Origin of the sequence: Variovorax sp. OV329 (assembly GCF_900114785.1) — a bacterium.
Lineage (GTDB): Bacteria > Pseudomonadota > Gammaproteobacteria > Burkholderiales > Burkholderiaceae_C > Variovorax.
Genome location: NZ_FOUG01000007.1, coordinates 106,311 through 130,862, shown reverse-complemented (window position 1 = coordinate 130,862; position 24,552 = coordinate 106,311). Strand labels below are relative to the sequence as shown.

The 24,552-nt window shown below is 68.8% G+C and carries 19 protein-coding genes; 5 read left to right on the top strand and 14 right to left on the bottom strand.

Annotated elements, in window-relative coordinates:
* Window position 1: 1 nt before the first annotated feature.
* Entirely contained in the window at window positions 2-850 is an 849-nt protein-coding gene (locus BM345_RS13920; protein WP_175545008.1) for a glycosyltransferase family 9 protein, read from the bottom strand.
* Window positions 810-1,223, bottom strand: coding sequence for a glycosyltransferase family 9 protein (locus BM345_RS29715; RefSeq protein ID WP_139237521.1), 414 nt, complete (start codon window positions 1,221-1,223; stop codon window positions 810-812). Before BM345_RS29715 ends, BM345_RS13920 begins: the two co-directional genes overlap by 41 nt.
* Window positions 1,224-1,398: 175 nt before the next feature.
* On the opposite strand from BM345_RS29715, the gene BM345_RS13915 reads away from it, so the two are divergent.
* Window positions 1,399-1,578 (top strand): DUF3606 domain-containing protein, encoded by a 180-nt coding sequence (locus BM345_RS13915; protein ID WP_093380381.1) that lies wholly within the window; start codon window positions 1,399-1,401, stop codon window positions 1,576-1,578.
* A 68-nt stretch (window positions 1,579-1,646) separates the two neighbouring features.
* Entirely contained in the window at window positions 1,647-2,789 is a 1,143-nt protein-coding gene (locus tag BM345_RS13910) for a YihY/virulence factor BrkB family protein (protein WP_093380380.1), read from the top strand.
* A 39-nt stretch (window positions 2,790-2,828) separates the two neighbouring features.
* On the opposite strand, the gene treY is transcribed toward BM345_RS13910, so the two are convergent.
* The 7 genes from treY to glgB are packed head-to-tail and all read right to left on the bottom strand — an operon-like array spanning window position 2,829 to window position 19,814.
* On the bottom strand, window positions 2,829-7,607 hold the full coding sequence (treY, locus tag BM345_RS13905; RefSeq protein WP_175545007.1) for a malto-oligosyltrehalose synthase: 4,779 nt from the start codon (window positions 7,605-7,607) through the stop codon (window positions 2,829-2,831).
* On the bottom strand, window positions 7,600-9,459 hold the full coding sequence (treZ, locus tag BM345_RS13900) for a malto-oligosyltrehalose trehalohydrolase (RefSeq protein WP_254789728.1): 1,860 nt from the start codon (window positions 9,457-9,459) through the stop codon (window positions 7,600-7,602). Before treZ ends, treY begins: the two co-directional genes overlap by 8 nt.
* The gene (gene glgX, locus BM345_RS13895; RefSeq protein ID WP_093380377.1) at window positions 9,456-11,597 is read right to left on the bottom strand and encodes a glycogen debranching protein GlgX; all 2,142 of its coding nucleotides are present in this window, start codon (window positions 11,595-11,597) and stop codon (window positions 9,456-9,458) included. The genes treZ and glgX overlap by 4 nt, the downstream gene beginning before the upstream one ends.
* Window positions 11,594-12,433, bottom strand: coding sequence for a mechanosensitive ion channel family protein (locus tag BM345_RS13890; RefSeq protein ID WP_093380375.1), 840 nt, complete (start codon window positions 12,431-12,433; stop codon window positions 11,594-11,596). Before BM345_RS13890 ends, glgX begins: the two co-directional genes overlap by 4 nt.
* 26 nt (window positions 12,434-12,459) lie before the next feature.
* A complete protein-coding gene (gene treS, locus BM345_RS13885) occupies window positions 12,460-15,798 on the bottom strand; it encodes a maltose alpha-D-glucosyltransferase (RefSeq protein ID WP_093380374.1) in 3,339 nt (1,112 codons plus the stop codon).
* Between the two features lie 13 nt (window positions 15,799-15,811).
* Window positions 15,812-17,917, bottom strand: coding sequence for an alpha-1,4-glucan--maltose-1-phosphate maltosyltransferase (locus BM345_RS13880; protein WP_254789727.1), 2,106 nt, complete (start codon window positions 17,915-17,917; stop codon window positions 15,812-15,814).
* On the bottom strand, window positions 17,904-19,814 hold the full coding sequence (glgB, locus tag BM345_RS13875; protein WP_093380370.1) for a 1,4-alpha-glucan branching protein GlgB: 1,911 nt from the start codon (window positions 19,812-19,814) through the stop codon (window positions 17,904-17,906). The genes BM345_RS13880 and glgB overlap by 14 nt, the downstream gene beginning before the upstream one ends.
* Window positions 19,815-19,988: 174 nt before the next feature.
* On the opposite strand from glgB, the gene BM345_RS13870 reads away from it, so the two are divergent.
* Complete coding sequence (locus tag BM345_RS13870) at window positions 19,989-20,255, top strand: DUF1488 family protein (protein WP_093380369.1); 267 nt, start codon at window positions 19,989-19,991, stop codon at window positions 20,253-20,255.
* A gap of 135 nt (window positions 20,256-20,390) precedes the next feature.
* Window positions 20,391-20,846: a GAF domain-containing protein gene (locus BM345_RS13865; protein WP_093380367.1), complete on the top strand. Its 456-nt coding sequence runs from the start codon at window positions 20,391-20,393 to the stop codon at window positions 20,844-20,846.
* An 11-nt stretch (window positions 20,847-20,857) separates the two neighbouring features.
* Here the strand turns inward: BM345_RS13865 and BM345_RS13860 are convergent, their stop codons facing one another.
* The 5 genes from BM345_RS13860 to BM345_RS13840 form a co-directional block, all read right to left on the bottom strand.
* Window positions 20,858-21,184: a hypothetical protein gene (locus BM345_RS13860; RefSeq protein ID WP_093380366.1), complete on the bottom strand. Its 327-nt coding sequence runs from the start codon at window positions 21,182-21,184 to the stop codon at window positions 20,858-20,860.
* A 51-nt stretch (window positions 21,185-21,235) separates the two neighbouring features.
* Window positions 21,236-21,610: a hydroxyisourate hydrolase gene (locus BM345_RS13855; RefSeq protein WP_093380364.1), complete on the bottom strand. Its 375-nt coding sequence runs from the start codon at window positions 21,608-21,610 to the stop codon at window positions 21,236-21,238.
* Between the two features lie 3 nt (window positions 21,611-21,613).
* The gene (locus tag BM345_RS13850; RefSeq protein WP_093380362.1) at window positions 21,614-22,714 is read right to left on the bottom strand and encodes an RNA methyltransferase; all 1,101 of its coding nucleotides are present in this window, start codon (window positions 22,712-22,714) and stop codon (window positions 21,614-21,616) included.
* Complete coding sequence (locus tag BM345_RS13845; RefSeq protein ID WP_093380361.1) at window positions 22,715-22,948, bottom strand: hypothetical protein; 234 nt, start codon at window positions 22,946-22,948, stop codon at window positions 22,715-22,717.
* 106 nt (window positions 22,949-23,054) lie between these two features.
* On the bottom strand, window positions 23,055-23,666 hold the full coding sequence (locus BM345_RS13840) for an arsenate-mycothiol transferase ArsC (protein ID WP_254789726.1): 612 nt from the start codon (window positions 23,664-23,666) through the stop codon (window positions 23,055-23,057).
* A gap of 49 nt (window positions 23,667-23,715) precedes the next feature.
* Here BM345_RS13840 and BM345_RS13835 point away from each other — a divergent pair, with 49 nt between their 5' ends.
* On the top strand, window positions 23,716-24,534 hold the full coding sequence (locus BM345_RS13835; protein WP_093380357.1) for a hypothetical protein: 819 nt from the start codon (window positions 23,716-23,718) through the stop codon (window positions 24,532-24,534).
* The last annotated feature ends 18 nt before the right edge of the window (window positions 24,535-24,552 follow it).

Sequence of the window (24,552 nt, the reverse complement as noted above, 5' to 3'; positions counted from 1 at the left end):
GCTATCGGGCATGCTGCAGCAGCACCTGCCGCAGCAGGTGGGGCGGCGGGTCCGCGCGCCGCGTGTGCACCTGCCTGCGGCTCCTTGCCTGGCGCAGCGCGGCGCCCCCAACCTGCTCGGGCTCGATCGCTCCGCCGCAATCACAGCGCGGCAAGCGGCAGCCCTCGTGCGGGTCGGCCTGGCACGGCAGATCCTGCGAGAGGTACACATGGCGCTGCGGTTCCAGCGGTGCCCAGCGGGACGCGTCGGATCCGCAACCCACCACCACGCTCGGCGTGCCGACGGCGGACGCCAGGTGCGAGAGCACGCCGTCGTTGGTAACCACCACCGCGGACGCTTCGACCACCGCGCCCAGGCTCCACCAGTCGGTGCGGCCCGCCAGGTCGATGGCTGGCTCGCGCATGTGCGCTGCCACCTGGGCGCACAACGCCCTTTCGTCCGCGGTGCCCAGGATGGCGATCCGGAAGCCTTCTCGCGCCAGGCGGTCGCCCACGGCGGCGAAATGGCGGGCGCCCCAGCGGCGCGACGGCAGGTCGGCGCCCGGATGCAGGCAGGCCAGCGGTGTGCCGATGGGAACCAGCTCTGCCGCCGCCGCACGGTCGCGCGCACGCACCGGCCAGTCCAGGTGCAGCCCGCGGCGAGGAATGCCCAGGTGATCGACCACCGCCAGCAGACGCAGGATCTCATGGCCCCGGCGCGGCAGGGGCACATGCAGCATCGGGTCTCCCGAGTAGCGACCTGGCTCGGCAAAGCCAGCCGTCTGGCGCGCGCCGCAGGCGGCGACCATCGGGTTCAGCGCCTCGCCGCTGTCATGCAACTGGATCAGGAGGTCGAAGCGCTCCTGCTGCATGCGCCGCAGGAAATGCGGCAGCAAGGCGGTTCGCGGACTCTGCTCCGGCATGCCGCCAGCCCGGAAACTCGATGAAGTGATGGATGCAGTTCTGGCGCAATGCCCAGTGGCGGGTCGATGGCAGGCCGATCAGCACCAGTTCCGCTTGCGGCCAGTGGGCGCAAAGGGCGCGCAGTGCGGGCAGGGCGCACATCATCCCATCCAGTGCCTGCGCCCGAAGGATGCCGATGCGCCGTACCGGGCCGTCCACAAGCGAGCGGGCCTGAGGGGTTGATGCATCGGCGGCATCGGTTGTCGATCGGGATACCGCCTCGGGCGCGTGTGGGGTCATCGGGTTGTCGTGGCGAACGGTAGTCGTGTCGATCGCCAGCATGAACGACCGCCAAGCGTGCGCCGGTAGGAAAGCGGCGGGGCTTGATGACGGACAAGGCAGGACGCCGCCACCACCGGCGGCGTCCTTCACCATTGCGTAGCGACGGCCGACAACGCCCCGTTGGCGACGGCGTTAACTTGCGTTCCAGAACCCTCACCGAACACAGGAGAACACCATGCCCGACGACCTTGGAAATGCAGGCGCACAGGACCGCAGCCGCGTGAACGTCAACGAGCCGCACGAGGTGCGCTACTGGACCCAGCGCTTCGGCGTCAGCGAAGACGCGCTGCGGCGTGCCGTGGCCGAAGTCGGGGTTTCGGCCGACGCGGTCGCCCAGCACCTGGGCAAGCATTGAATCTTCACGGCTGGCGTCGCACGCGGCCCGCGTCGTGCGCCAAGCCTGCCCGCACGCCATCACCACCCATGGGACCTCGCGACGCTCTCGCTCTTTGCCGCAAGTCGGTCAATGCCTGGATCGATGATTTCGCGCCCAGCATGGGCGCCGCCATCGCCTACTACACGGTTTTTTCGCTGGCGCCCCTGCTGGTGATCGTCATCGCGGTCGCCGGCGCAGTCTTCGGGCAGGAGGCGGTGCAGGGCGAGATCGCATCGCAGCTCACCGGCATCATCGGCCGCGAGGGTGCCCTGGCCGTGCAGGGGCTGGTGCGCAGTGCCAGCGAGCCCGACCGTGGCCTGATCGCAGGCGCCATCGGGCTGGTTGTGCTGCTGGTGGGCGCGACCACCGTGTTTGCCGAACTGCAAAGTGCGCTGGACCGCATCTGGCACGTGCCCGAGCGCGAAAAGCCCCAGGGCGTCTGGGCGGTGCTGCGCGCGCGGCTGCTGTCCTTCGGCCTGATCCTCACGCTGGCCTTCCTGCTGATGGTGTCGCTGGTGGTGAGCTCCGTCATCGCTGCCTTCGGAAGCTGGGCGGGAACGCTCATGCCCGGCGCGGAAACGCTGCTGCTGGTGCTGAACTTCGCCGTGTCCCTGGTCATCCTGACGATGCTCTTCGCGATGATCTACAAGTTCATGCCGTCGGCGCCCATCGGCTGGCGCGATGTGTGGATCGGCGCACTGGTCACCGCCGTGCTTTTCGAGGTTGGCAAGCTGCTGATCGGCCTGTATCTGGGCAAGAGCGGCGTGACCGAGTCCTTCGCCGCGGCGGGTTCGCTGGTGCTGCTGCTGGCCTGGGTCTACTACGCGGCGCAGGTGTTCCTGCTCGGCGCGGAGTTCACGAAGGTGCATGCGGATGCGCATGGCAGCCGTGCCGGCGAAAAGGCGGTTGCCGCCACCGAGATGGTGGCCGAGGAAGCACGCAACGGCGTGCTGCCGGCGCAGCGCCAGGCCGCGCGGCCGCAGGCGTCTCTGGGCGGGGAAACCAGTCCGGACGAGGAACTTGCGCTGCAGGAAGGAACGCGGCGCGATGTGAGCCGGCGCATCGAGCGCGTCAGGCAGGACCTGGCGCAGCAGTTGCTCGTCCTCTTGGCGTTGACCGCCACCCGGGCGGTGGTCAGGAAATGGACCCGGCGCCAGGAGCGCAGGGGGCCGAAGGCGCGATCGCAGTAGGCCGCGCCACGCGCGGCCGTCGCGCTGCCGGCCCGCGCATCAGGTGTGCGCAGCCGGCACGAGCACTGCGCCCGGGAAGTTCGTGAGCAGCCGGCCCAGCGGCATCTCGGCTTCCGCGATGCGGTTCTCGCCCGTCAGACAGTCCCGCAGTGGCTGGCCGATCCATTCGGGCGGCAATTGGACGCGGGTGCGCCCCCAGAGGTTGTCGCCGCGCCATGCCACCGGTGGAACCACGTGGTCTCCGATCACGCCGGCAGCCAGCGCCAGGAACAGCCGGACCACGACGACCACCACGAAGCTGCCTTCGCAGCGCCGCGCGAAGGCGATCACGTGCGGGGCCCGCTCGCCCAGCACGGGTAGCGGCTCGTAGCTGCCATAGCGGAACAGCTCGGGCATTTCCTGCCGCAGGCCGAGCAGCCGCCAGGAAGCCCAGAGCTTGGCCCGGCCATCGCCCGCGTGGTCGACCAGTGCGGCTACGCCTTGCGCGACGTTTTCGCCGTCCGCCAGTTCGTGCAATTGCGTCAGCGCCTGCTGGCGGGCAGCGAAGTCGACCGGCCGCCGGTTGTCCGGATCGACCAGGCTGCGCTCCAGCAACTCGCAGCCCTGGTAGACGTCGGGCACCCCCGGCGAGGTGAATTTCAGCAGCATCAGGCTCAGGGCGGACAGGGCGCAGAAGGGATCGAGCAGCCGCACGAAGGCGCGCAACTCGGACAGGAAGGCGTTGTGGCCGTCGTCCTTCAGCGTGGTCTGCACGAAGTGCTCCAGCGCCTCTTCGTAGTGCGCCTCGGGGTGCGTCCAGCTGGTGTGCGTCTTGCCCTCGCGCGCCGCCTTGCGCATGTAGCCGGCCAGGCGCTGCGCAAAATCCCCGGCGTCGCAAGCATGCAGCGGCAGGGCGCCCAGGGCGGCCTGGTAGAAGAGGTACTCGTGCAGCGGCGCGACCGGCGCGGCCAGCGGTGAGTTCATGCGGCTCCAGCGCCGCAGCGTCGCGCGCCAGGTCCACGGGCATTCGGACAGCACGTTGATGCGCAGCCGCACGTCCTCCGAGCGCTTGTTGTCGTGCGTGGAGGTGGCCAGCATGGTGTGCGGCCAGCGACGCTGCCGGTCCAGGCTGGCTTCGTGGAAGGCCTCGACCGAGAGGCCGATGTGTTCGGGGTCCCCTCCCACCTCGTTGAGGGAGCTCAGGGGGAAGTAGCGATAGAAGGCGGTGTCCTCCACGCCCTTGGCGGCCACCGGCGCGCTGTACTGCTGGAAGCGCCGCGCAAAGCGCCGCACCGCCGGCTGCAGTTCGTCGGGCACGCCTTTCACCAGGCGGCCGAGCAGCGATTCGCGCATGAAGTCCCAGATGCCCGGCTCCGCCGCGTCCAGGTGGCTTCGTGCGCCGTCGATGGCGCTTTCGACGAAATGCTCGTCCTGCGCGCTCGCCGTGTCGCCGTTGTAGGTGCGGTAGACCGGCATCGCCGCCGCCACCGCAGAGATGGTGTCGCGCAGGCTGTTGAGCGTGTGGTCGCGCGTGCGCCGGTCGGCCTTGGCGATGCGATGCAGGGCGTTGGCCAGCGTCTCCAGGTCCGAGGCCAGGGTGGTGGTCGCCACGGTGTGGCGGGCCTGGTAGACCACCTCCGGAAAGGGCTGGCCTTGGCCGGTGAACTCGCGCCAGATGGCCTGCAGCGGCTCGCCGCCGCGGGTGTCCACCAGCACGCTGTTGGCCACGTTGGCGAAGCGGTAGCCGGTGGTGCCGTGGATGGCCCAGGACACCGGCACGTCCTCGCCGGTGGCGGCAATCTTCTCGGCGACCACGTACAGCGGCGCCTCGGTGCGGCCCGATGCGTCCAGGCGCGCCGCGTAGCCGGCCTGCAAGCGATCGAAGTAGGCAGCCGGGTCCAGCAGGCCGTCCGGATGGTCGATGCGAAGTCCGTCGACCCAGCCGCGCGCGGCCAGCTCCAGCGCCATGGCGTGGGTGGCGCGGAAGACGTCCTCGCGCTCGGTGCGCAGCGCCGCCAGTTCGTTGACGTCGAAGAAGCGGCGGTAGTTGATCTCGTCGGCGGCGCAGCGCCAGTGCGCAAGGCGCCAGGACTGCGCTTCCAGCAGGGCATGCAGGGCGTCGCGGCCCAGCGGGCCGTTGAGGTGGGCCAGGGCCTCATCCAGTGCATGCGCATCGCCACTGGCGGCGGCTTCATGCAGCGGCGCGAACAGGCTGCTGGGCGCCAGCGGAAAGCGGTGCTCGAAGTAGTGCGCGAACCAGCGGCCGGTGCGCGCCTCATGCCCGACGCTCAGCTCGCCGCGCGCCAGCACCTCGCCGTAGGGCGCGCCCAGCACGGGCAGCAGCACCTTGCCCGCCAGCCCCGGCGTGGCCGATTGCCAGTCGATGTCGAAGTACGCGGCGTACGGCGAGGCCTGGCCCTTTTCCAGCACGTCGTTCCACCAGTCGTTGTCGGCGCCCAGGACGCCCATGTGGTTGGGCACCAGGTCGATCAGCTGGCCCATGCCCTGGGTGCGCAGCGCCTCGCTGAAGCGGACATAGGCAGGCATGCCACCCAATCCCGGGCTGATCTCGTCGTGCGCCACCACGTCGTAGCCATGCAGGCTGCCGGGGCGGGCGCGGTGGATTGGCGAGCAGTAGACGTGGCTGATGCCCAGCTGCGCCAGGTAGGGAACGATGGCCGCCGCCTCGTCGAAGTCGAAGCCCTTGTGCAACTGCAGCCGGTAGGTGGCGCGCGGGATACGGGCCGCGCTGCGCGGCGGCCGCTCCTTGTCGAGGGCGGAGACGATGGCCTTCGCCGCCTCGCCCTGCCACAGCGCGTGCAACGGCGGCGCATAGCGGCGGCGCCAGTTGGGATGCTGCACCGTGGTGCCGGGCAGGTTGGCCTGCTCGACCTGGCCCACCAGGTCTTCCAGCTGCACGGCCATCAGGCAGGAAGGGGCGCGGCCCAGGTAGGCATGCACGGCGGCCGCCAGTGCGGGAGAGGGCGGCTCGCCATCGGGCCGCGGCGCTTCCACCGGTTGGCCCAGGGCCTCGGCGAGGCGCTCGCGCTCCTGCGCGCGCTGGGCCAGCGAGTCGTCCAGCGGCAGGCCCTCGGGGCCCATGCCCAATGCGGCCTGCGCATGCATGTCGGTGGCGCTCCACCAGCCGGCGAAGGTGGGCAGGTCATGCGTGCTCACCGCCACCACCGCCTCTCGCGGATAGGCCTGGGGGGGCTGGAAGGCGCCCTGCGCGTCGCGCTCGAAGTACAGGAGGCGATACGACAGCACCCCGTGCCGGCGCATGGCTTCGCGCATCGTCCCGGGCACGGTGCCCAGGTCCTCGCCGATCACCATGCAGCGGTGGCGCCGGCTTTCCAGCGCGAGCACGGCGAACAGTTCCTGCCAGGGGTAGTGCACGTAGGTGCCGTCCAGCGCCTTGCCGCCGGCGGGAATCCAGAACAGGCGCATCAGCATCATCACGTGGTCGATGCGCAGCGCGCCGGCCGGCCGCATGTTGGCGCGCAGGGCCTCGATGAAGACCGTGTGGCCGCTTTCGCGCAGGCGGTCTGGCCGCAGGGGCGGCAGGCCCCAGTCTTGTCCCTGGCGGTTCAGCAGGTCGGGCGGCGCGCCCACGCTGGCGCCCAGGGCGAAGCTGTGCTGGTGGCGCCAGGTGTCGGAGCCGCCCCGGTCCACCGACACCGCCAGGTCCAGGTACAGGCCGATCTGCATGCCCGCCAGCCGGCAGGCCCGTGACGCCTGCGCGAGTTGGCGCGCGGCCTGCCACTGCAGGTATTCGAAATACTGCACCTGCTGCTCATGCTCGCGCGCGAAGGCATCGACCTGCTCGTTGGCCGGATCGCGCCACGCCTCGGGCCAGGCGGGCCAGCCCCAGATCCCTTCGTCCTGTCCGCGAAAGTGGGCCTGCAGGGCCTCGAAGAGCGCATGCCCGCGCAGCGCCTCCCCGCCCTGGGCCTGGTGGCGCTGGAAGGCCTGCAGCTCGGGGTCGTCCGCCGATACGCGCTCGCGAAAGCGCAGGTGCAGGAGTGCCAGAACCTCGTGCTTTGCGGCCGACACGCCGGCATAGTCGACCAAGGGGGAATCGCGTAGCGCGGCCAGCCGCTCCTGGAAGGCGGGCGATGCCACCAGGGCCTGCGCCGCCTTGCAGCTGACGAAGTCCGGTACGGCTTCGACGTCGATGTAGAGCACGTTGAGTTGCGCGCGCGACGATGGGCTGTAGGGACTCGCATGGTCCGGGTTGCCGGGAAAGAGCGCATGCAGCGGGTTCAGGCCGACGAAGGCGGCGCCTTCGCGCGCGGCCGCGGGCACAAGCTCCTTCAGGTCGCCGAAGTCGCCGATGCCCCAGTTGCGGGCCGAGCGCAAACCGTAGAGCTGCAGCGACACGCCCCACAGCCGCGCGCCCTTGGCCAGCACCTCGGGCTCGTGGCAGCGCTCGGGTGCGCAGATGACCAGCGCGGAACCGGCGAGGCCTTGCAACGCCAGACGGTGGTAGCCCCAGGGCAGGGATTGGGTGATCTCGATCTGCCCGTCGTTGACGCGCGCCCGACCCTCGTGAGCCAGTCCTTGTTCCTCGACGAGGTGCCAATGCAGTTCGCCGCCGTCCTGCGCCGGCGACAGGTGCAGGACCACGGTGAAGGCACTGCTGCCTTCAGCGACCAGGACCACGGGCGGCAGCGCCGGTGGCTCGCCGCTTTCATCCAGCGCGCCGGCGTCTCGCAGCAGGGCGTGCAGGGCCTCGGGCGCCACCTCGCGCCGCTGGCCGAAGGCATCGTCGTAGGCGGTGGCCATGCCATGGGCCTCGGCCAGGGCCTGGAGCTCTTGCGGCGTGGGGTCTTCAGTCATCACGCGGCTCCTCCAGGCTGGCGAAGACGCCGCCGCGCTCCAGCAGAAGCTTGCGCGATCCGTTGTCCTTTGCCGCGACATGCAGCGAATGGACGACCTGGCCCGGTGGCCGCGGCAGGGTCTGCCCCGCCTGGCCGAAGTTGGCGAGCAAATGCAGCTGCGCCCGTCCGCCGTCCACGGTCCAACTCACGCTCAGCACCCCGTCACCGTCGACTTCGTGGCGCAGCCCGCGGCTGCCCCGCGCCAGGTGCGGCACAAGGCGTTGCCGGCGGGCCGACAGCAGCTCGCGCACTTGGCGCAGCACCGCTGCGTGCGCCGGCAACTCGCGTTCCTGCCAGTCGAGCTTGGCTGCATCGAAGGTCGCGTCGGCATTGGGATCGGGCACCTGCACCTCCGGCGAATTCCCGGCAAAGGCGGCGAACCCGGCGAATTCGGTGCGGCGCCCTTCGGTCACGGCCCGGCCCAGCGGCGTCTCGCCGTAGTCGCAGAAGTAGAGGAAGGGCGTCAGGGCAGCGTATTCCTCGCCCATGAACAGCATGGGTACGTGGGGCGAGAGCAGCACGCAGGCCCGCGCTGCCTGCACCAGCCGCGGATCGGCCAGCCGGTCGATGCGATCGCCCAGCGCGCGGTTGCCCACCTGGTCGTGCGTCTGCAGGTAGGAGACGAAGGCGGCCAGCGGCAGGTCCTCGCACGGCTCGCCGCGCAGCTGACCCTGACGGAAGGCCGAGGGCTCGCCCGCGTAGACGAAGCCGCGCGCCAGCGCCAGTGCGAAGCGGGCGAGGGCATCGTCGGCGAAGTCGATGTAGTAGCCGTCCTTCTCGCCGGTGAGAAAGGCATGCGCCGCATGGTGCAGGTCGTCGTTCCACTGGGCGGTGGCGGTGCGCGCGCGGCCTTGCTCGTCGCGCGTGAGGCGGTGCGATTCGTTGCGGTCGTTCTCCAGCACCACGTGTACCTGCCGCGAGCGGCCGGGGCCCTGCTGCAGCGCCAGGCAGATCTCTTCCACGATGGCGGGCCGGCTGCGGTCGCTGATGGCATGCACCGCGTCCATGCGCAGGCCGTCGAAGCGGAACTCCTCGATCCAGTACAGCGCGTTGTGCACGAAGAAGCTGCGCACGGGCCCGGAGCCCGCCCCGTCGAAATTGATCGCCGCGCCCCAGGGCGTGGGCGTGGCCGCGTCGAAGAAGTCCGGGCAGTAGGCGTGCAGGTAGTTGCCGTCGGGGCCGAAGTGGTTGTAGACCACGTCGATCAGCACCATCAGCCCCAGGCCGTGGGCGGTGTCGACGAAGTGCTTGAGATCCTCGGGCGTGCCGTAGCTTGCGTCGGGCGCGAAGTGCAGCACGCCGTCGTAGCCCCAGCCGCGGCGGCCGGCGAAGTCTGCCAGCGGCATCAGCTCGACCGCGGTGATGCCCAGCGCCGCCAGCTCTGGCAGGCGCTCGCGTGCGGCGGCGAAGCTGCCCTCGGGCGTGAAGGTACCCACGTGAAGTTCGTAGACCACCGCCTCGTGCCAGGGACGGCCGTGCCAGTGCGCGTCCTGCCACTCGTAGGCCTGCGGGTCGACCACGCGGCTGGGGCCATGCACGTCCTGCGGGTTGGCGCGCGAGGCCGGGTCGGGCACGGCCAGTTCCTCGGTGACGCGAAAGCGATAGTCGTCGCCCGCCGCCGCGTCGGGCAGCACCAGTTCGTACCAGCCGTCGCCGATGGCGGGTAGGGCAGCCGCGCGCCAACTGTCGCTGCCAGCCGGTCGATGCTCCAGCACCGGCATCGACGCGCCCGGCGCCCACAGCGCAAAGCGCACGCCACCACCGTCCTGCAACTCGGCGCCGAAGGGCATGTGATGCCGGTGCTGTGTCACGGCGCGCCTTCCTCGCGGCGATCGCAGAACAGGGCAAGCGATCGGCCCTGCAACGCGTAGACGTCTTCCGGCACTTCAGCGAGGCCGCCGTCGTCGTGCGCGGTGTCGATCAGCCGGCACCAGGGCGGCCCTTCACGCGTGGGCATGTGAAAGGGCACCGGCTCATGGTGCGCGTTGACCAGCAGCAGGAAGTCGTCGTCGCGCTGCGCTTCGCCACGCGGCCCGACGTCGATGAGGCCGTTGCCGGAGAACAGCATGCCGAGGCAGCGTGCATGCGGGTCGTCCCAGTCGGGCGGGCTCATCTCCTGGCCATCGGGGCGCAGCCACACCACATCCTTGGCAGGGCTCTGGTCGGCCAGCTTGCCGCGAAAGAAGCTTCGCCGCCGGAAGGAGGGGTGCCTGCGGCGCAGCGCCAGCAGGCGGGCCACGAAGTCACGCAGCGCCTCGGCCTTGGGCTCGGGCGTCCAGTCGATCCAGGAGGTCTCGTTGTCCTGGCAGTAGACGTTGTTGTTGCCGCCCTGCGTGTTGCCGCGCTCGTCCCCGGCCAGCAGCATGGGCACGCCCTGCGACAGCAGCAGGGTGGCCAGCAGGTTGCGCTTCTGCCGCTCGCGCAGCGCATTCACCTCGGGGTCGTCGGTGGGGCCTTCGGCGCCGCAGTTCCACGACAGGTTGTTGCTGTTGCCGTCGCGGTTGTCTTCGCCGTTGGCCTCGTTGTGCTTGTCGTTGTAGGAGACCAGGTCGTGCAGCGTGAAGCCGTCGTGCGCGGTCACGAAGTTGATGCTGGCGTGGGGCTTCTTGCCCGACCAGCCGTAGATGTCCTGCGAGCCCGCCAGCCGGTTGACCAGTTCGCCGGCCACGCCGCCATCGCCTTTCCAGAAGCTGCGCACGGTGTCGCGGTAGCGGTCGTTCCACTCGGCCCAGCCGGCCGGGAAGTTGCCCACCTGGTAGCCGCCGTGGCCCAGGTCCCAGGGTTCGGCGATGAGCTTCACGCAGCTGAGCACCGGGTCCTGCCGGATGGCGGCAAAGAAAGTGCCCAGGTTCTCCACCTTGCCGGCCTCCCGCGCCAGGGCCGAGGCCAGGTCGAAGCGGAAGCCGTCCACGTGCATCTCCTCCACCCAGTAGCGCAACGAGTCCATCACCAGCTGGAGGGCGCGCGGGTCTTCCAGGTTGACGGTGTTGCCGCAGCCGGTGAAGTCGTCGTAGTAGCGCCGCCGCCCGCCGTTGAGGATGTAGTAGCTGGCGTTGTCCACCCCGCGCATCGAGAGCGTGGGGCCCAGGTGGTTGCCTTCGCAGGTGTGGTTGTAGACCACGTCCAGGATCACTTCCAGGCCCGCGGAGTGCAGGCTCTTGACCATGGTCTTGAACTCCTTGACCTTGCCCGATGCGCTGTAGCGCGGCTCGGGCGCGAAGTAGGCCAGCGTGTTGTAGCCCCAGTAGTTCTGCAGGCCCTTCTCGGCCAGGTGCCGGTCGTTGAGGAACGCATGCACCGGCAGCAGTTCCACCGTGGTCACGCCCAGGCGCTGCAGGTAGTCGATGACCGGCAGGCTGCCCAGCGCGCCGTAGGTGCCGCGCAGGTGCTCGGGCACCAGCGGGCTGAGCTTGGTGAAGCCGCGCACGTGCAGCTCGTAGATCACCATGTCCTGCCAGGGCACGTTGGGCCGCTTGTCGTTGCCCCAGGTGAAGGCCGGCTCCAGCACGCGGCTCTTGGGCATGAAGGCGGCGCTGTCGCGCCGGTCGAAGGACAGGTCCTCGCGCTTGCTGCCCACCGAGTAGCCGTACAGCGCATCGCTCCAGCGCAGCTCGCCCACGATGTCCTTGGTGTAGGGGTCCAGCAGCAGCTTGTGCGGGTTGAAGCGGTGGCCTTCCTCGGGCTTGTAGCGGCCGTGCACCCGGTAGCCGTAGGCCATGCCCGGGCGCGCCTGCGGCAGGTAGCAATGCCATACGTCGTTGGTGCGCTCGCGCAGTTCGATGCGCTGCTGCTCGTGCTTGCCCTTGTCGTCAAAGACGCACAGCTCCACCTTCTCGGCGTGCTTGGAGAAGAGCGCGAAGTTCACGCCCTGGCCGTCCCAGGTGGCGCCCAGCGGGTAGGGGTGGCCGGGCCAGACGGTGTCCAGCGCAAGGTGGGCGCGCCGGCTCACGGATGCGCCCGGTCTTGCGGATCGCCCGAGCGGTCAGGCCAGGTGCCGGTGGCGGCAGGGCGGCGGATGGGGGCGACGGTCGGCCGGACCCCACCGGGGCCGTCGCCCGGGCCTGCGGGCGGCGGGTCGGGCGTCACCTCGGGCGGGCGCACCGTGCGGCTGTCGATGCCGCCTCGGCGTGGCCACCATTCCTGGATGCGGTCGGCCGCCCAGTCCCTGCCTGCCAGGCCGAAGGCCAGTGCCAGCGCGAATACGACGCCGGCCAGGATGATGAGGAAGCTCTGGCGCACGATGTCGCCACCCACCTTGACCTGGTCCAGCGCGATCAGCACCACGAAAAGCATGATCGCGCCCTGCGCCAGCTTGCCCAGCAGCATCGAATCCTGCATGCCCGACTGGCGCCCGAAGGTGCTCACCGCATCGCCCACGAAGCGCGCGAAGTAGGCACCGAAGGCCACGATGACCAGCGCCACGATCACATTGGGAATGAACCACAGCACCCGGCTGAGCAGGTCGGTGACGTAGGCCAGCCCCAGCGTGTTGAAGGCGATGGTCAGCGAGGCCAGGATGATCAGCCAGTAGGCCAGCATCGCCAGCACCCCGCTGGTGTCCGTGGCCATCCCGCCCTGGCGCAGGAAGTTGTCGATGCCCGCGCGCCCGGTCAGCACGTGGAAGTTGATGGCATGCAGCCCGCGCACCACCGTGAAGCGGGCGGCCTTGGCCACGAGCCAGCCCACCACCACCACTGCGACCGCGAGCAGCACGCGCGGCAGGTAGGCACCGATCTGGAACAGGAACGCGCGCAGCGGCTCCAGGTGGATCGAAAGGTTTTCCATGGCGTCCTCCTCGTTTCCTGTCTATGTCAGCCGTGCGGTGCCGCGGGGCGGCTGGCGTTGGTCACCATCGCCAGGATGCCCTGCAGCGGCACCGACAGCCAGTCGGGCCGGTTGTTGAGTTCGTAGCGCAGTTCGTACCAGGCCTTCTCCAGCTCGAAGAGCGAGAGGAGCTGCGGGTCGGGCTCGCCCAACGCCGGGTCCAGCGCGCTGCCGTAGCCTTCCAGGAATGCGGCCACGGTCTGCGACTTCCATTCGGCGGCCGCGCCGGCCAGGCGCACCAGTTCGTCCGCGTTCTGCGCCGTGCGGCGCAGGGCCGTCCAGCGGGCGTAGTCGAAGGAGCGCACCATGCCCGCCACGTCCTTCAGCGGCGAATGCTTGGCGCGCCGCTCTTCCAGCGGCCGGGTCGGCTCGCCCTCGAAGTCGATGATGTAGAAGTCGTTGCGCGAGACCAGCACCTGGCCCAGGTGGTAGTCGCCGTGGTAGCGCGAGCGGTAGCCCTTGGCCTGGGCGAAGCGGATGCCGTCGACGTGCGTTTGCACCGACCCGGCCACGTCTAGCAGGCGCTGCACGTCGTGCTGCAGTTCCTGAGGCAGGGACTGCGCATTGGTGCGAAGCATCTCCAGCGTCTGGCGGCCATCCTCGCGCACCGCGCTGCGGATGCCCTCCAGCTCGGCCGCGTCCATCGGCTCGGGGTCGAATGCCGGGTCACCGGTGCGCAGGGCCAGCGCGTTGTGCAGCTCGCCGGTGCGCTGGCCCAGGATCTGCACCAGCGCCAGGAAGGCGCCGTGCGCGTCTTCCCGTGGCGGGCCGTCGCTGTCGCGCAACTCGGCCAGGTAGCGTTCCAGGTAGGCCAGGGTGTAGCTCCAGCCATCACCCTGGTTGACCACGTAGGACTGCAGCAGGCCCAGCGTGCCGATGTTGCCGTCCGCGCCCTCGTACTCGATGGCTCCCAGCACCGGCACCGCGTTGGGGAAGCGTGCCACCTCGGTGAGGAAGCGGCCCATCTCCAGCTCCAGGTTCACGCCGGCGCGGATCTGGCGGTAGCCCTTGAGGAACAGGCTCTCGTTGAGCATGACCACGGTATTGCTCGACAGCGCCGTGGGCGGGCTTACCGGCATGGTGTCGAGTTCCGCTTCATCCAGTTCGCGCGCCAGGTGGGTGGCGCGGAAGTGAAGCTCGCCCTGGGCCGTCTTGATGCTGCGGCCCCGCAGGATGCCGCGTACCAGCGCGCGGCAGAAGGCCTCGTCGAAGAAGGCATCACCCATCAGGCCCACCGTGGCCTGCTGGCGGATCTTGGCGATGGCGGCGCGCCCCAGGCTCTTCACGCGCTCTTCCTCGCTCTCTTCCCAGGCGATGGCCAGCGGCATGAAATAGGTTGCGGCCTCGGGCGGGCCCTCCAGGTCGAGCAGCGGCAGCATCCAGCGCTTGCCCCCGTCCTCGAAGATGGCGTGGTCGCGCAGCCTGGCGCGCGTGATGATCGAGCTCTTGTAGCCGTACCAGCGCTGCACCTGGATGTGCGGCGGCAGCGTGTCGCGCTCGAACTGCTGGCGCAGGCGATCGGCGAAACCGATGCGCCAGGGCATCACCTGTTCCTTGAACAGGCTGGTCCAGCCGTCGAAGAGCACCAGCACCGGCCGGTCGCGCAGGCCCACATTCTCCTGGTGCCAGGCGGGCATGGGCGCTTCTTCGGCCAGGCGGAACCAGTAGAAGCCGTGCGAGGGCAGGGTGAGCAGGTAGGGCAACTCGCCGATGGGCGGGAAGGAGGTGCGCCCCAGCATCTCCACCGGCACCCGGGTCTTGTAGGCCGACAGGTCCAGCTCGACCGGCTGCGCGGCGCGAGAGAGATTGAACACGGCCAGGATCACATCGCCGTCGTGCTCGCTGATGTAGGCCAGGATCTTGCGGTTGCCGGGCTTGAGGAAGATGCGCTTGCCGCGGCCGAAGGCCCGACTGGTCTTGCGCACCGCCAGCATTCGGCGCGTCCAGTGCAGCAGCGAGCTCTTGTCGCGCAGCTGCGCCTCGACGTTGAGCGCCTCGTAGCCGTACATCGCGTCCATGATGGGTTGCAGGTACAGGCGCTGCGGGTCGGCGCGCGAGAAGCCGGCGTTGCGGTCGGGGCTCCACTGCATGGGCGTGCGCACGCCATTGCGGTCACCCACGAAGACGTTGTCGCCCATGCCCAGCTCGTCGCCGTAGTAGATGATGGGCGAGCCCGGCATCGACAGCAGCATGCCGTTCATCAGCCGGATCGCGTCCTTGTTGTTCTCCATCAGCGGCGCCAGCCGCCGGCGGATGCCCAGGTTGATGCGCGCCTGCATGTCCGCTGCGTAGGTGGTGTACATGTAGTCGCGCTCGCGGTTGGTCACCATCTCCAGCGTGAGCTCGTCGTGGTTGCGCAGGAAGATGGCCCACTGGCAGCCCTCGGGGATGTCGGGCGTCTGCTGCAGGATCTCGACGATGGGGTCGCGGTCTTCCTGCGCGATGGCCATGTACATGCGCGGCATCAGCGGGAAGTGGTAGGCCATGTGGCACTCGTCGCCTTCGCCGAAGTACTCGCGCACGTCCTCGGGCCACATGTTGGCCTCGGCCAGCAGGAAGCGGTTCTCGTAGTTGGCGTCGATGGCAGCCCGCAGCTGCTTGATGACCACGTGCGTCTCGGGCAGGTTCTCGTTGCTGGTGCCGTCGCGCTCGATCAGGTAGGGAATGGCGTCCAGCCGGAAGCCGTCCACGCCCATGTCCAGCCAGAAGCGCATGACCTTGAACACCGCCTCCAGCACGGCCGGGTTGTCGAAGTTCAGGTCCGGCTGGTGGCTGAAGAAGCGGTGCCAGAAGAAGGCCTTGGCCACCGGGTCCCAGGTCCAGTTGGACTTCTCGGTGTCGGTGAAGATGATGCGCGTGCCCTGGTAGAGCTGGTCGGTGTCGCTCCACACGTAGAAGTCGCGCTCCGGAGAACCGGGCGGTGCGTTTCGCGCGGCCTGGAACCAGGGGTGCTGGTCGGAGGTGTGGTTGATGACCATCTCGATGATCACGCGCAGCTCGCGACGGTGCGCCTCCTCCAGCATCTCGCGGAAATCTTCCAGCGTGCCGTACTGCGGGTTCACGCCTTCGTAGGCGGAGATGTCGTAGCCGTCGTCGCGCAGCGGCGAAGGAAAGAAGGGCATCAGCCAGATGGTGTTGACGCCCAGCTCCTTCACGTAGTCCAGCTTGCTGGTCACGCCCTTGAAGTCGCCGATGCCATCGCCGTTGGAGTCGTAGAAGGCCTTGACGTTGAGCTGGTAGATGACGGCGTCGCGGTACCACGTGGGGTCGCCGGCAGTGTCGATCTCGGTGGTTTCGAGGGCAAGCCGGGGCAGGGGACCGCTCATGGGCAAGCTCCTCTCAAAGGTAGTAGTCGAAATCGCGCTCGTCGCGCTGGCGGCGGCGAACCACCATCACGTGAGCGGGCAGGCGCTGCGGATCGAGCAGGATGTAGTGGTGCCGCCCGCGCCAGACGAAGCGCTGGTCGGTCAGCAGGTCGTGCATCTGGAAGGGCTTGTCGTCGTCCAGGCCCAGGTCGCGCGGGTCCAGTGCGAGCCAGCCGGACTGGGCGTTCCACGGGTCGAGGTTGACCACCGTGACGATGACGTTGCTGCCGTCCTCCGACTCCTTCATGTAGGCGATGAGGTGGTCGTTGGCAATGTCCAGGAACTTCAGGCCGCGGTTGTCCTGCAGCGCCGCGTTGTGGTGGCGGATCTCGTTGATGCGCCGGATGAGCGGGCGCAGGCCGGCGTCGGGGTCCCAGTCCCAGTGGCGAAGCTGGTACTTCTCGGAGTCCAGGTACTCCTCGCTGGCCGGGCCGCGCGGCTTGTGCTCGAAGAGTTCGTAGGCCGGGCCGTACATGCCGTAGCTGGCTGCCAGCGTGGCCGCGAGGATCAGGCGCGACTTGAATACCGCCTCGTGCCCACCCTGCAGCGCGGAATGCAGGATGTCCGGCGTGTTGGGCCACACGTTGGGACGGAAGTAGTCCACGCCCGGCGCCTGGACGAGCTCGGTGAAGTACTCGGTAAGCTCCTCCTTGCTGTTGCGCCAGGTGAAGTAGGTATAGGACTGCGAGTAGCCCAGCTTGGCCAGGCGGTGCATCACCTTGGGCCGGGTGAAGGCCTCGGCCAGGAAGATGACCTCGGGATGATCGCGCTTGACCTCGTTGATTGCCCATTCCCAGAAGGCGAAGGACTTGGTGTGCGGGTTGTCCACGCGGAAGACTTTCACGCCCTGCGCGATCCAGTGGTCCAGCACGCTCTTGAGCTCGATCCACAGGCCCCGCCAGTCCTCGCTCTCGAAGTTGAAGGGGTAGATGTCCTGGTACTTCTTCGGCGGGTTCTCGGCGTATTGCACGGTGCCGTCGGGCCGCCAGCGGAACCACTGCGGATGCTCCTTGACGTAGGGGTGGTCGGGCGCGCACTGGAAGGCGATGTCCATCGCAATCTCCAGCCCCAGGCTGGCCGCGTCTGCCACGAGGGCCTGCATGTCCTGCGCCGTGCCCAGTTCCGGCAGGATGGACTTGTGCCCGCCTTCCTGCGCACCAATGGCCCAGGGGCTGCCCACGTCGCCGGGCTCGGTGCTCAGCGCGTTGTTGCGGCCCTTGCGCTGCAGGCGGCCGACCGGATGGATGGGCGGCATGTAGACGATGTCGAAGCCCATCTCGGCAATCAGCGGCAGCCGCTTGGCCACGTCGCGCAGCGTGCCGTGCTGGCCGGGCGTGTCGCCGGCCGAGCGCGGGAACAGCTCGTACCAGGTGCTGAAGCGGGCGCGCAGGCGCTCCACCATCAGCGGCAGGTCGGTGGCGAAACGCGTCTCCAGCCGGCGGTCGGGGTGGCGGCGGGCCGTGGCGGATCGTTCCTTGTCCAGCGCCAGTTCCTTGAGCGCGACAGCGTCCAGCGCGAGGTCGGCGGCGCCTTCCTCCAGCGAACGCGCCCATGCGCTCAGTTCATCGCGGTCGCTGCCGCTGGCGCGCGTCGCGGCTGCGGCGATCTCGTGTGCGCCCACGCGGGCGGCGATGCGGATGTCGTCCGGCTGAACGCGGCGCTCCAACTCGTGGTGCCAGGACTCGAAGGCATCCACCCAGGCCACCACGGTGTAGAAGTAGCGGCCGGGCGAGGGCGCGACGAAGTGCGCGTGGTACTCGTCGTTCCACTTGAGCTTCATCGGCAGCTCGGTACGGCGGGCGCTGCCTTCCTTCCACCATTGCAGCATCACGCGGGGCACGTCGTGCCCGTCGGTGAAGACATGGGCCTCGATGTCGATGCGCTCGCCGGCCACCCGCTTGGCAGGGAAGCGGCCGCCGTCGACCACCGGAAGCACGGCGTCCACGACCGCCCGGGCGCGGCCGTCCGGTGCATCGAGGGATCGAGGCGCGCGCTCGTCGGCGGCCGCTTCGGCAGGCGCGGCGGCCCCCCGGCTCGTCAGCGCATCGCGCAGCAGTCCCAGGCCCTTAGACATCGGCATCTCGCTTCAGGTAGAGCGTCGAAAGCGGCGGCAGGGTCAGGTACAGGGCGTGGCGATGGCCGTTTGCGGCCAGCGGTGCGGTGCGCACCTCGCCCAGGTTGCCCCAGCCCGATCCGCCGAAGGGCTTCGCGTCGCTGTTGAGGATTTCGCGCCAGGTGCCGCTCAGAGGCACGCCCAGGCAATGGTTCTGCCGCGGCACCGGCGTGAGGTTGCACACCACCAGCACCGCCTGGCCGTCACGCGACTTGCGCAGGAAGGCCAGCACGCTGTTGTCGCGGTCGTTGGCGTCCACCCATTCGAAGCCGGCTTCGTCGAAGTCGAGCTGGTGCAGGGCTGCTTCGCCGCGCAACTGCTTGTTCAGTTCGCCCACCAGGAGCTGCATGCCGCGGTGCTCGGGCTGGTCGGTCATCCACCATTCGAGCTCGCCCTCGTGGGTCCACTCGCGGCGCTGCGCGAACTCGCCGCCCATGAAGAGCAGCTTCTTGCCCGGATGCGCCCACATGTAGGCCAGCATCAGCCGCAGGTTGGCGAATTGCTGCCAGCTGTCGCCCGGCATCTTGTTGATGAGCGAACCCTTGCCGTACACCACCTCGTCGTGCGAGAGCGGCAGCACGAAGTTCTCGTGGAAGGCGTAGACCATCGAGAAGGTGATGCGGTCGTGGTGCCAGCGTCGGTGCACCGTCTCTTCCCTCATGTAGGCCAGGGTGTCGTGCATCCAGCCCATGTTCCATTTCAGGCCGAAGCCCAGGCCGCCCATCTCGATGGGCCGTGAGACCTTGGGCCAGGCGGTGGATTCCTCGGCCACGGTGAAGGTGTCGGGATGGTCGCGGTAGCAGGCGCGGTTGAGCTCCTGCAGGAAGTCGATGGCTTCCAGGTTCTCGCGCCCGCCGTGCACGTTGGGAATCCACTCGCCATGCTTGCGCGCGTAGTCCAGGTAGAGCATGGAGGCCACCGCGTCCACCCGCAGGCCGTCCAGGTGGTAGTGGTCCAGCCAGAACAGGGCCGAGGAGATCAGGAAGCTGCGCACCTCGTGGCGGCCGTAGTTGAAGATGGCCGAGTTCCACTCGGGGTGGAAGCCCTGGCGCGGGTCGGCGTGCTCGTACAGCTGCGTGCCGTCGAAGTGCGCCAGGCCATGCGCGTCGGTGGGGAAGTGCGAGGGCACCCAGTCCAGCAGCACGCCGATGCCGCGCTGGTGCAGGTGGTCCACGAAGTACATGAAGTCCTGCGGCGTGCCGTAGCGCGCGGTGGGCGCGAAGTAGCCGGTGGTCTGGTAGCCCCAGGAGCCGTAGAAGGGATGCTCGGTCACCGGCATCAGCTCCACGTGGGTGAAGCCGAGGCCCGCCACGTAGTCGGCCAGCGCGTGGGCCAGCTCGCGGTAGTTCATGAACTGGCCGTCCTTGCGGCGCCACGAGCCCGCATGCACCTCGTAGGTGGACATGGGCGCATCCAGCGCGTTGGCGGCGCCGCGGGTGCCCATCCAATGCGCGTCCTGCCAGTCGTATTCCAGCGTCCAGATGCGCGAGGCGGTGGCGGGCGGTTCCTCGGCAAGAAAGGCGAATGGGTCGGCCTTCTCGAGCACGTCGCCGTTGCGCGTGCGAATGCGGTACTTGTAGGCCTGGCCGTGGCGCGCGCTGGGGCAATGCGCCTGCCAGATGCCGCTGCCGTCGGCGCGTGCGCGCATGGGGTCGGCCAGGTCGCTCCAGTGGTTCCAGTCGCCGATCACCGCGACCTCGGTGGCGTTGGGCGCCCACACGCCGAAGCTTGCGCCTTCGCCGCCGGGTGACAGCTGGGCGCCCAGGCGCCGATACAACTGGGCGTGCGTCCCTTCGCGGAAAAGGTAGACGTCCGTGTCCCCGAAGGACGCCTGAACTGGGGGGGGAGTGAGCGAGGACGGCACCCGTCGTTTCTAAATGCCAGGAGCGGCTTGCGCAAGCAGGACGAATGCCTCGCATCACTGTCGGCGCGAGCGTAGGCGGCGTAGGCGAAGAACTACATGCAATCGAGATTTCGCCCGATTCAATCCGCACGAGGAGCGCGCCAAATCCCTGCACGGCACAGGAGACAACTCACCATGGTGGAAGCGATCTATTGCTACGACACGGCTTGCGTGCGCTTTGCCGTTTACGAGGAAGGCAGGCGCATCCTGGTGGATATCGGCGAGGACGCGCTGCGCGATGTATTCGGCGCGTGCGGCGGTGGCGAATCGCTGCTGGACAGCTACCGGCAGCATGCCCCGCTCATCGACGCGCTTGCGCTGGAGCGCCACCACGCGGCGCCGGGCGCGCCCATCCTGCTGGGCATTGCCGATTTCGGCGCGATCCCCAGCGTGGTCGCCTGAGGGCTTCGCGGCCGGCGGGTCGTCCCGGTGACCTGCCGCGCTGTAACAGAATTCAAACGCCTTGGACAAGGCGGGATGCGCCTGCGATAGTGACTTGAGCAGCGGGGCATCCACGAACCCTGCCGGGATGGGACCATGCGCACACCGGAACAGTTTCAGGCGGTGCTGACGGCGGAGGGGCCGGCCGCGGCACTGGCGTATCTGAACCAGGGCGTTGCGCATCGTTACTCCGCCATCTACCGCTTCGACGGCGAGTTGCTTCGCAACGTGCTGCTGTGCGACAAGCGCGAGCAGGTGCGCCCGGATTTCCTGCTGGTCGTGCCCTTTCGCCACAGCTTCTGCCAGTTCGTCCTGCGCGACCAGGCCTTCCGAACCGAGGATTCGCGGCAGGACCCACGGCTGGCGGACCATCCGTACCGGGGCGTGGTCATTTCCTATCACAGCGTGCCGCTGGTGGACGAGCAGGGCGCGCTGTGGGGAACCCTCAGCCACTTCGACATGCATAGCCATCCGCTGGCCGACGAGGAATTCCGGCTCATGGAGCGCGCAGCGCCGGTGTTCGGCCGAAACCTCGCGCTGCTCGAGCCCTGAGCTGCACGCCTTCAGCCCTGCCAGACGCCGTAGCCGCGTGCGCGCAGTGCGATGCCCAGTTCCACCTCCATGTCACGCGCCTTCTCGTAGGGCATCGGGTTGAAGCGCTCGTACAACTCGGGCAGCAGATGCAGCCCGTAGTCCCGCACGAAGGTGCTGGCCTGGATGCCGGCCTTGTGCTTGTCGAAGCGTACGTCCGGGTCCAGTCCGGTCATGCCCACGTACACGAAGGGCTTTCCCAACTGCCAGTCGGGGTTGGCGCGGCGAAAGCGCCCGTGGTTCCAGACGCGGTCGTCCAACGCGACCACGTAGACATGGTGGTGGCCTTTGCGGGGCATCAGCCACTCCCCGGCACGCGTCGCCTGCTCAGCCGTTCGAGGGCCGCCCGCTCAGGCCGCGCCGCGGAAGCAGGAGAGGCCCCAGGGTGTCAGCTTTACCGGCAGATGGTAGTGCTGAGTGGGATCGGCGATGCCAAACCGGAAGCACTGGACCTCCATGAAGGCCGGCTCGGGCAGCACCTGTTCACGGCCGCGGTAGTAGTCGCCGACATGCAGCCGCAGCTCGTACACGCCGATGTCGAAGGCCTGCGCGTGCCCTTCGATGCCGCTCACGACGCCGTTGCGGGCCACGCTGCCGGACATCATCGGCACCCATTTCTCGGGCCGTCCCCGCTCGGAACTTTCCTGCCGAAGGATCTCCACCTTCATCCCGGCAGCCACGACGCCATTGGCGACATCGACGACGTGAATCGACACAGCTTGCATCTTTTACCTTTCTTCCTCGCGCATTGGAAATTCTGTGGACGCGGCCGAGGCCTGCTCATCGGCGTGCACGGCCTCGGCCCTGGCCGAGCGGGGCAGGGCCACCCGGACCTCGCTGGCGCGGGCCCGCAGTTGGCCACACCCGCCGTCCACATCCTGTCCGGCCGAGTCGCGCAGCTTGGCCAGGATTCCACGCTGCAGCAGCGTGCGTGCGATCTGCCGGCAGTGTTCCCACGGGGGGCGGCGGAAGTCGGTGCCGTCCACCGTGTTGAAGGGAATCATGTTGAGCACCCCGTACCGTCCGCTCAAGAGCTTCACGATGCCTTCGATCTCGTCAGGCCCGTCGTTCACGCCTTCGAGCAGCGTCCATTGGTACTGCACGGGGTAGCCGGTGGCGCGGGCATAGCGGTCGGCCTCACTCACCAGCTCCTCGGGCGTGAGGCCCGGCGCGCGCGGAAGCAGCGTGCGGCGCAGTGCGGCCCGCGTGGTGTGCAGCGAGAGCGCCAGCGCCGGCCGAACGGCGCCCTGCAGCAGGCGCTCGAACACCCTCGGATCGCCCACGGTGGAGAACACCAGGTTCTTGTGGCCGATATTGCCCGCGGTGCCGAGCAGCTCGATCGCCTCCATCACGTTGTCCAGGTTGTGGGCCGGCTCGCCCATGCCCATGAACACCACCTTGCGTACCGGCCGGCGCCGCCTGGCGAGGGCGACCTGGGCGACGATTTCGCCGCTGGAGACCTGGCGCAGCAATCCGGCGCGGCCGGTCATGCAGAACTGGCAGCCCACCGCGCAGCCCACCTGCGAAGACACGCACAGGCCGTCGCGCGGCAGCAGTACGCTTTCCACCATCTGGCCATCGGCCAGCGCCACCAGGAGGCGCTCGGAACCGTCCGCACCGGGATGGATGGAATGGATGCGCGCCAGGGCCGCCAGTTCGGCTTCGATGGCGGGCAGGGCGGCCAGCAGCGAGGCGGGAAAGAAGCTCTGGGCCGGGCGCTTGCCGCTGTTGCGGGGTAGCGCATGCGACCAAAGGCGCAGCACGCGGTGCTCATGGCTGGGCCCCCCGCCGGCTTCGCGCAGGCGCTGCTTCAGATCGTGGATTCGCATTCAACCGCCTCGGGCAAGGGCGCTGCCGGCTGGGGCGCCGGACGAAGGAATGAAGAGCTCGCGGGGCATCCCCGGATTGTGCCTGCCGCCGAGCGCCGGGACGCCGCCCCAGAGCTCGCTGAAGTCGCTGTCTGTCGGGTGCTCGCGATGCTGCCAGTCCTGGATGAACCGGCGGGTGTTGCAGGCGAGGAGCTCGGCCGCATCGTCGGCCGTCTCGAAGTCGCCGACATCCATTGGCGTTGTTGGGGCGGGGACCGGTCACCGCGTCCCGGCGGAGGTGTGCGCCGAATGGGCGTGGCAATACACCGAGGACACCCAGGTCGGGCTCTTCCATCGGCCGCTACATTCGTCCGAGGTCTCGGAGGTCGGATCGCAGCGCGCTGGCGTCCGAGTGCTGAAGCGGCAGGTTGATCAACAGTTCGAGTCGGCGCTGCAAGGCAAACAGGGTCTGCATCGCAGCGTGCGATGCGCGCGCCGGATCGTCGACGGCAGCCACGTCCTCGAAGGACCACAAGGCCGAGATGGGCTGGCCCGGCCAGCTCGGTTCGCTGGTCAGTACCTTCTCGTCGAGGGTGACGACGAAATCCATGCGCGGCGCGCTCGTGCGCGTGAAGTCGGTCCAGGGCCGAGGCCCCGCCGTCGCCAGGGGAATGCGCGCGTTTTCGAGCGATGCCAGGGCAGCCGGGTGAATCGCCTTCGCCAACTGGCCCGGTTGGCCGCACGATTCGGCGGCGAACAGGTGGCCGCCGATGCGCATGAGGCAAGACTGCGCCAGCACGCTTCGCAGCGAATTGCGCCTGGACACGAACAAGATGCGCTTCAACACTTCCCCACGACTATATCGATCCTGGTGCACGATGGCATGAACGCCATTGCTCCACGAAACGGCTGTTCTGCTTGTGACGTTTTCCGCAAAGAGCCGGGAACGATGCGCTGCCACGTAGCGAAGCATCCGCCTGTGCCATCAGAATCCGCCCAAACGAACACTTTCGGATTCATCCATGGCAACCAAGCGCGCTGTCTTCCTGTTCGCCGCCCTCGGCCTGCTTTCCCTGGCCGGTGCCGTGCTGTCCCTCGTGACGAACCGGCTGGAGGTGGAACAGAAGTATCTGGGGGTGACGCTGGGCCTCTTCCTGGCCCTGCTGAGCGTTGCGAGGGTGCAGGAATTGCGCCGCGCGGTTCAGCGGACGCCGGTGCGGCGCCAGACCTTCAGTTCGACCCGCAAGCCGCAGCTCACGCGGCGCATCGCCAGCCTGGATGACCGGGAAGAGGAAGAGCTGGCGGCCCGGCTCGCGCAATTGCGTGCGCGGGCCCGGCCAGCCTCCCCCGTGCAGCAGCCGGACTTCGACGTGGCCGAAGAAGGTCCGGCCTCGAGCTTCGCGGGACTGGACCCCGTGCCCTCCCGGCTGGACCAGCGCGGCGACGAGTTGCGCGCCGACATCGCGCGCCTGCGCGAAGGCAGCCGCGCAAGGCGGACGCACCCCGAGCCGGCAGCATCGGCCTCGGTCAGCGTGGCGCCACCGGGCTTCCTCGACGAACTCAGCGTGGCGCGGTCCCGCACTGCCGCGCCGGCGCCCCTGACGCCGCAACCCCTGCCGTCGACGCCCAAGCCTGCACCTGCGAGGGAGGTGCAAGACGACCATGGACTGGAAGACCTGTTTCCGCGCACCCAACTGTCCGGGCTGGAAGTGACGCACGTGCAGACGCTGGAAGAGCAGGGCGATCCCTTCGAGAAGACGCAATTCACCGACTTCGGCCATGCCGATCACGAGCAGTTCGCCTCGACGGAGTACCTGGGGCCGGCCGGCCCGCGCAAGTGACCTGCCTCCCTGCGCCCG

Excerpts from the sequence above, each read along its gene's own strand:
- treS (WP_093380374.1), bottom strand. The coding sequence starts at position 15,798 with ATGAGCGGTCCCCTGCCCCGGCTTGCCCTCGAAACCACCGAGATCGAC.
- treY (WP_175545007.1), bottom strand. The coding sequence starts at position 7,607 with ATGACTGAAGACCCCACGCCGCAAGAGCTCCAGGCCCTGGCCGAGGCC.
- BM345_RS13845 (WP_093380361.1), bottom strand. The coding sequence starts at position 22,948 with ATGGATGTCGGCGACTTCGAGACGGCCGACGATGCGGCCGAGCTCCTC.
- BM345_RS13890 (WP_093380375.1), bottom strand. The coding sequence starts at position 12,433 with ATGGAAAACCTTTCGATCCACCTGGAGCCGCTGCGCGCGTTCCTGTTC.
- BM345_RS13915 (WP_093380381.1), top strand. The coding sequence starts at position 1,399 with ATGCCCGACGACCTTGGAAATGCAGGCGCACAGGACCGCAGCCGCGTG.
- BM345_RS29715 (WP_139237521.1), bottom strand. The coding sequence starts at position 1,223 with ATGCTGGCGATCGACACGACTACCGTTCGCCACGACAACCCGATGACC.
- BM345_RS13880 (WP_254789727.1), bottom strand. The coding sequence starts at position 17,917 with ATGCCGATGTCTAAGGGCCTGGGACTGCTGCGCGATGCGCTGACGAGC.
- BM345_RS13840 (WP_254789726.1), bottom strand. The coding sequence starts at position 23,666 with ATGCTTCGCTACGTGGCAGCGCATCGTTCCCGGCTCTTTGCGGAAAAC.
- BM345_RS13870 (WP_093380369.1), top strand. The coding sequence starts at position 19,989 with ATGGTGGAAGCGATCTATTGCTACGACACGGCTTGCGTGCGCTTTGCC.
- BM345_RS13865 (WP_093380367.1), top strand. The coding sequence starts at position 20,391 with ATGCGCACACCGGAACAGTTTCAGGCGGTGCTGACGGCGGAGGGGCCG.
- BM345_RS13835 (WP_093380357.1), top strand. The coding sequence starts at position 23,716 with ATGGCAACCAAGCGCGCTGTCTTCCTGTTCGCCGCCCTCGGCCTGCTT.
- BM345_RS13860 (WP_093380366.1), bottom strand. The coding sequence starts at position 21,184 with ATGCCCCGCAAAGGCCACCACCATGTCTACGTGGTCGCGTTGGACGAC.
- BM345_RS13920 (WP_175545008.1), bottom strand. The coding sequence starts at position 850 with ATGCAGCAGGAGCGCTTCGACCTCCTGATCCAGTTGCATGACAGCGGC.
- BM345_RS13910 (WP_093380380.1), top strand. The coding sequence starts at position 1,647 with ATGGGACCTCGCGACGCTCTCGCTCTTTGCCGCAAGTCGGTCAATGCC.
- BM345_RS13850 (WP_093380362.1), bottom strand. The coding sequence starts at position 22,714 with ATGCGAATCCACGATCTGAAGCAGCGCCTGCGCGAAGCCGGCGGGGGG.
- BM345_RS13855 (WP_093380364.1), bottom strand. The coding sequence starts at position 21,610 with ATGCAAGCTGTGTCGATTCACGTCGTCGATGTCGCCAATGGCGTCGTG.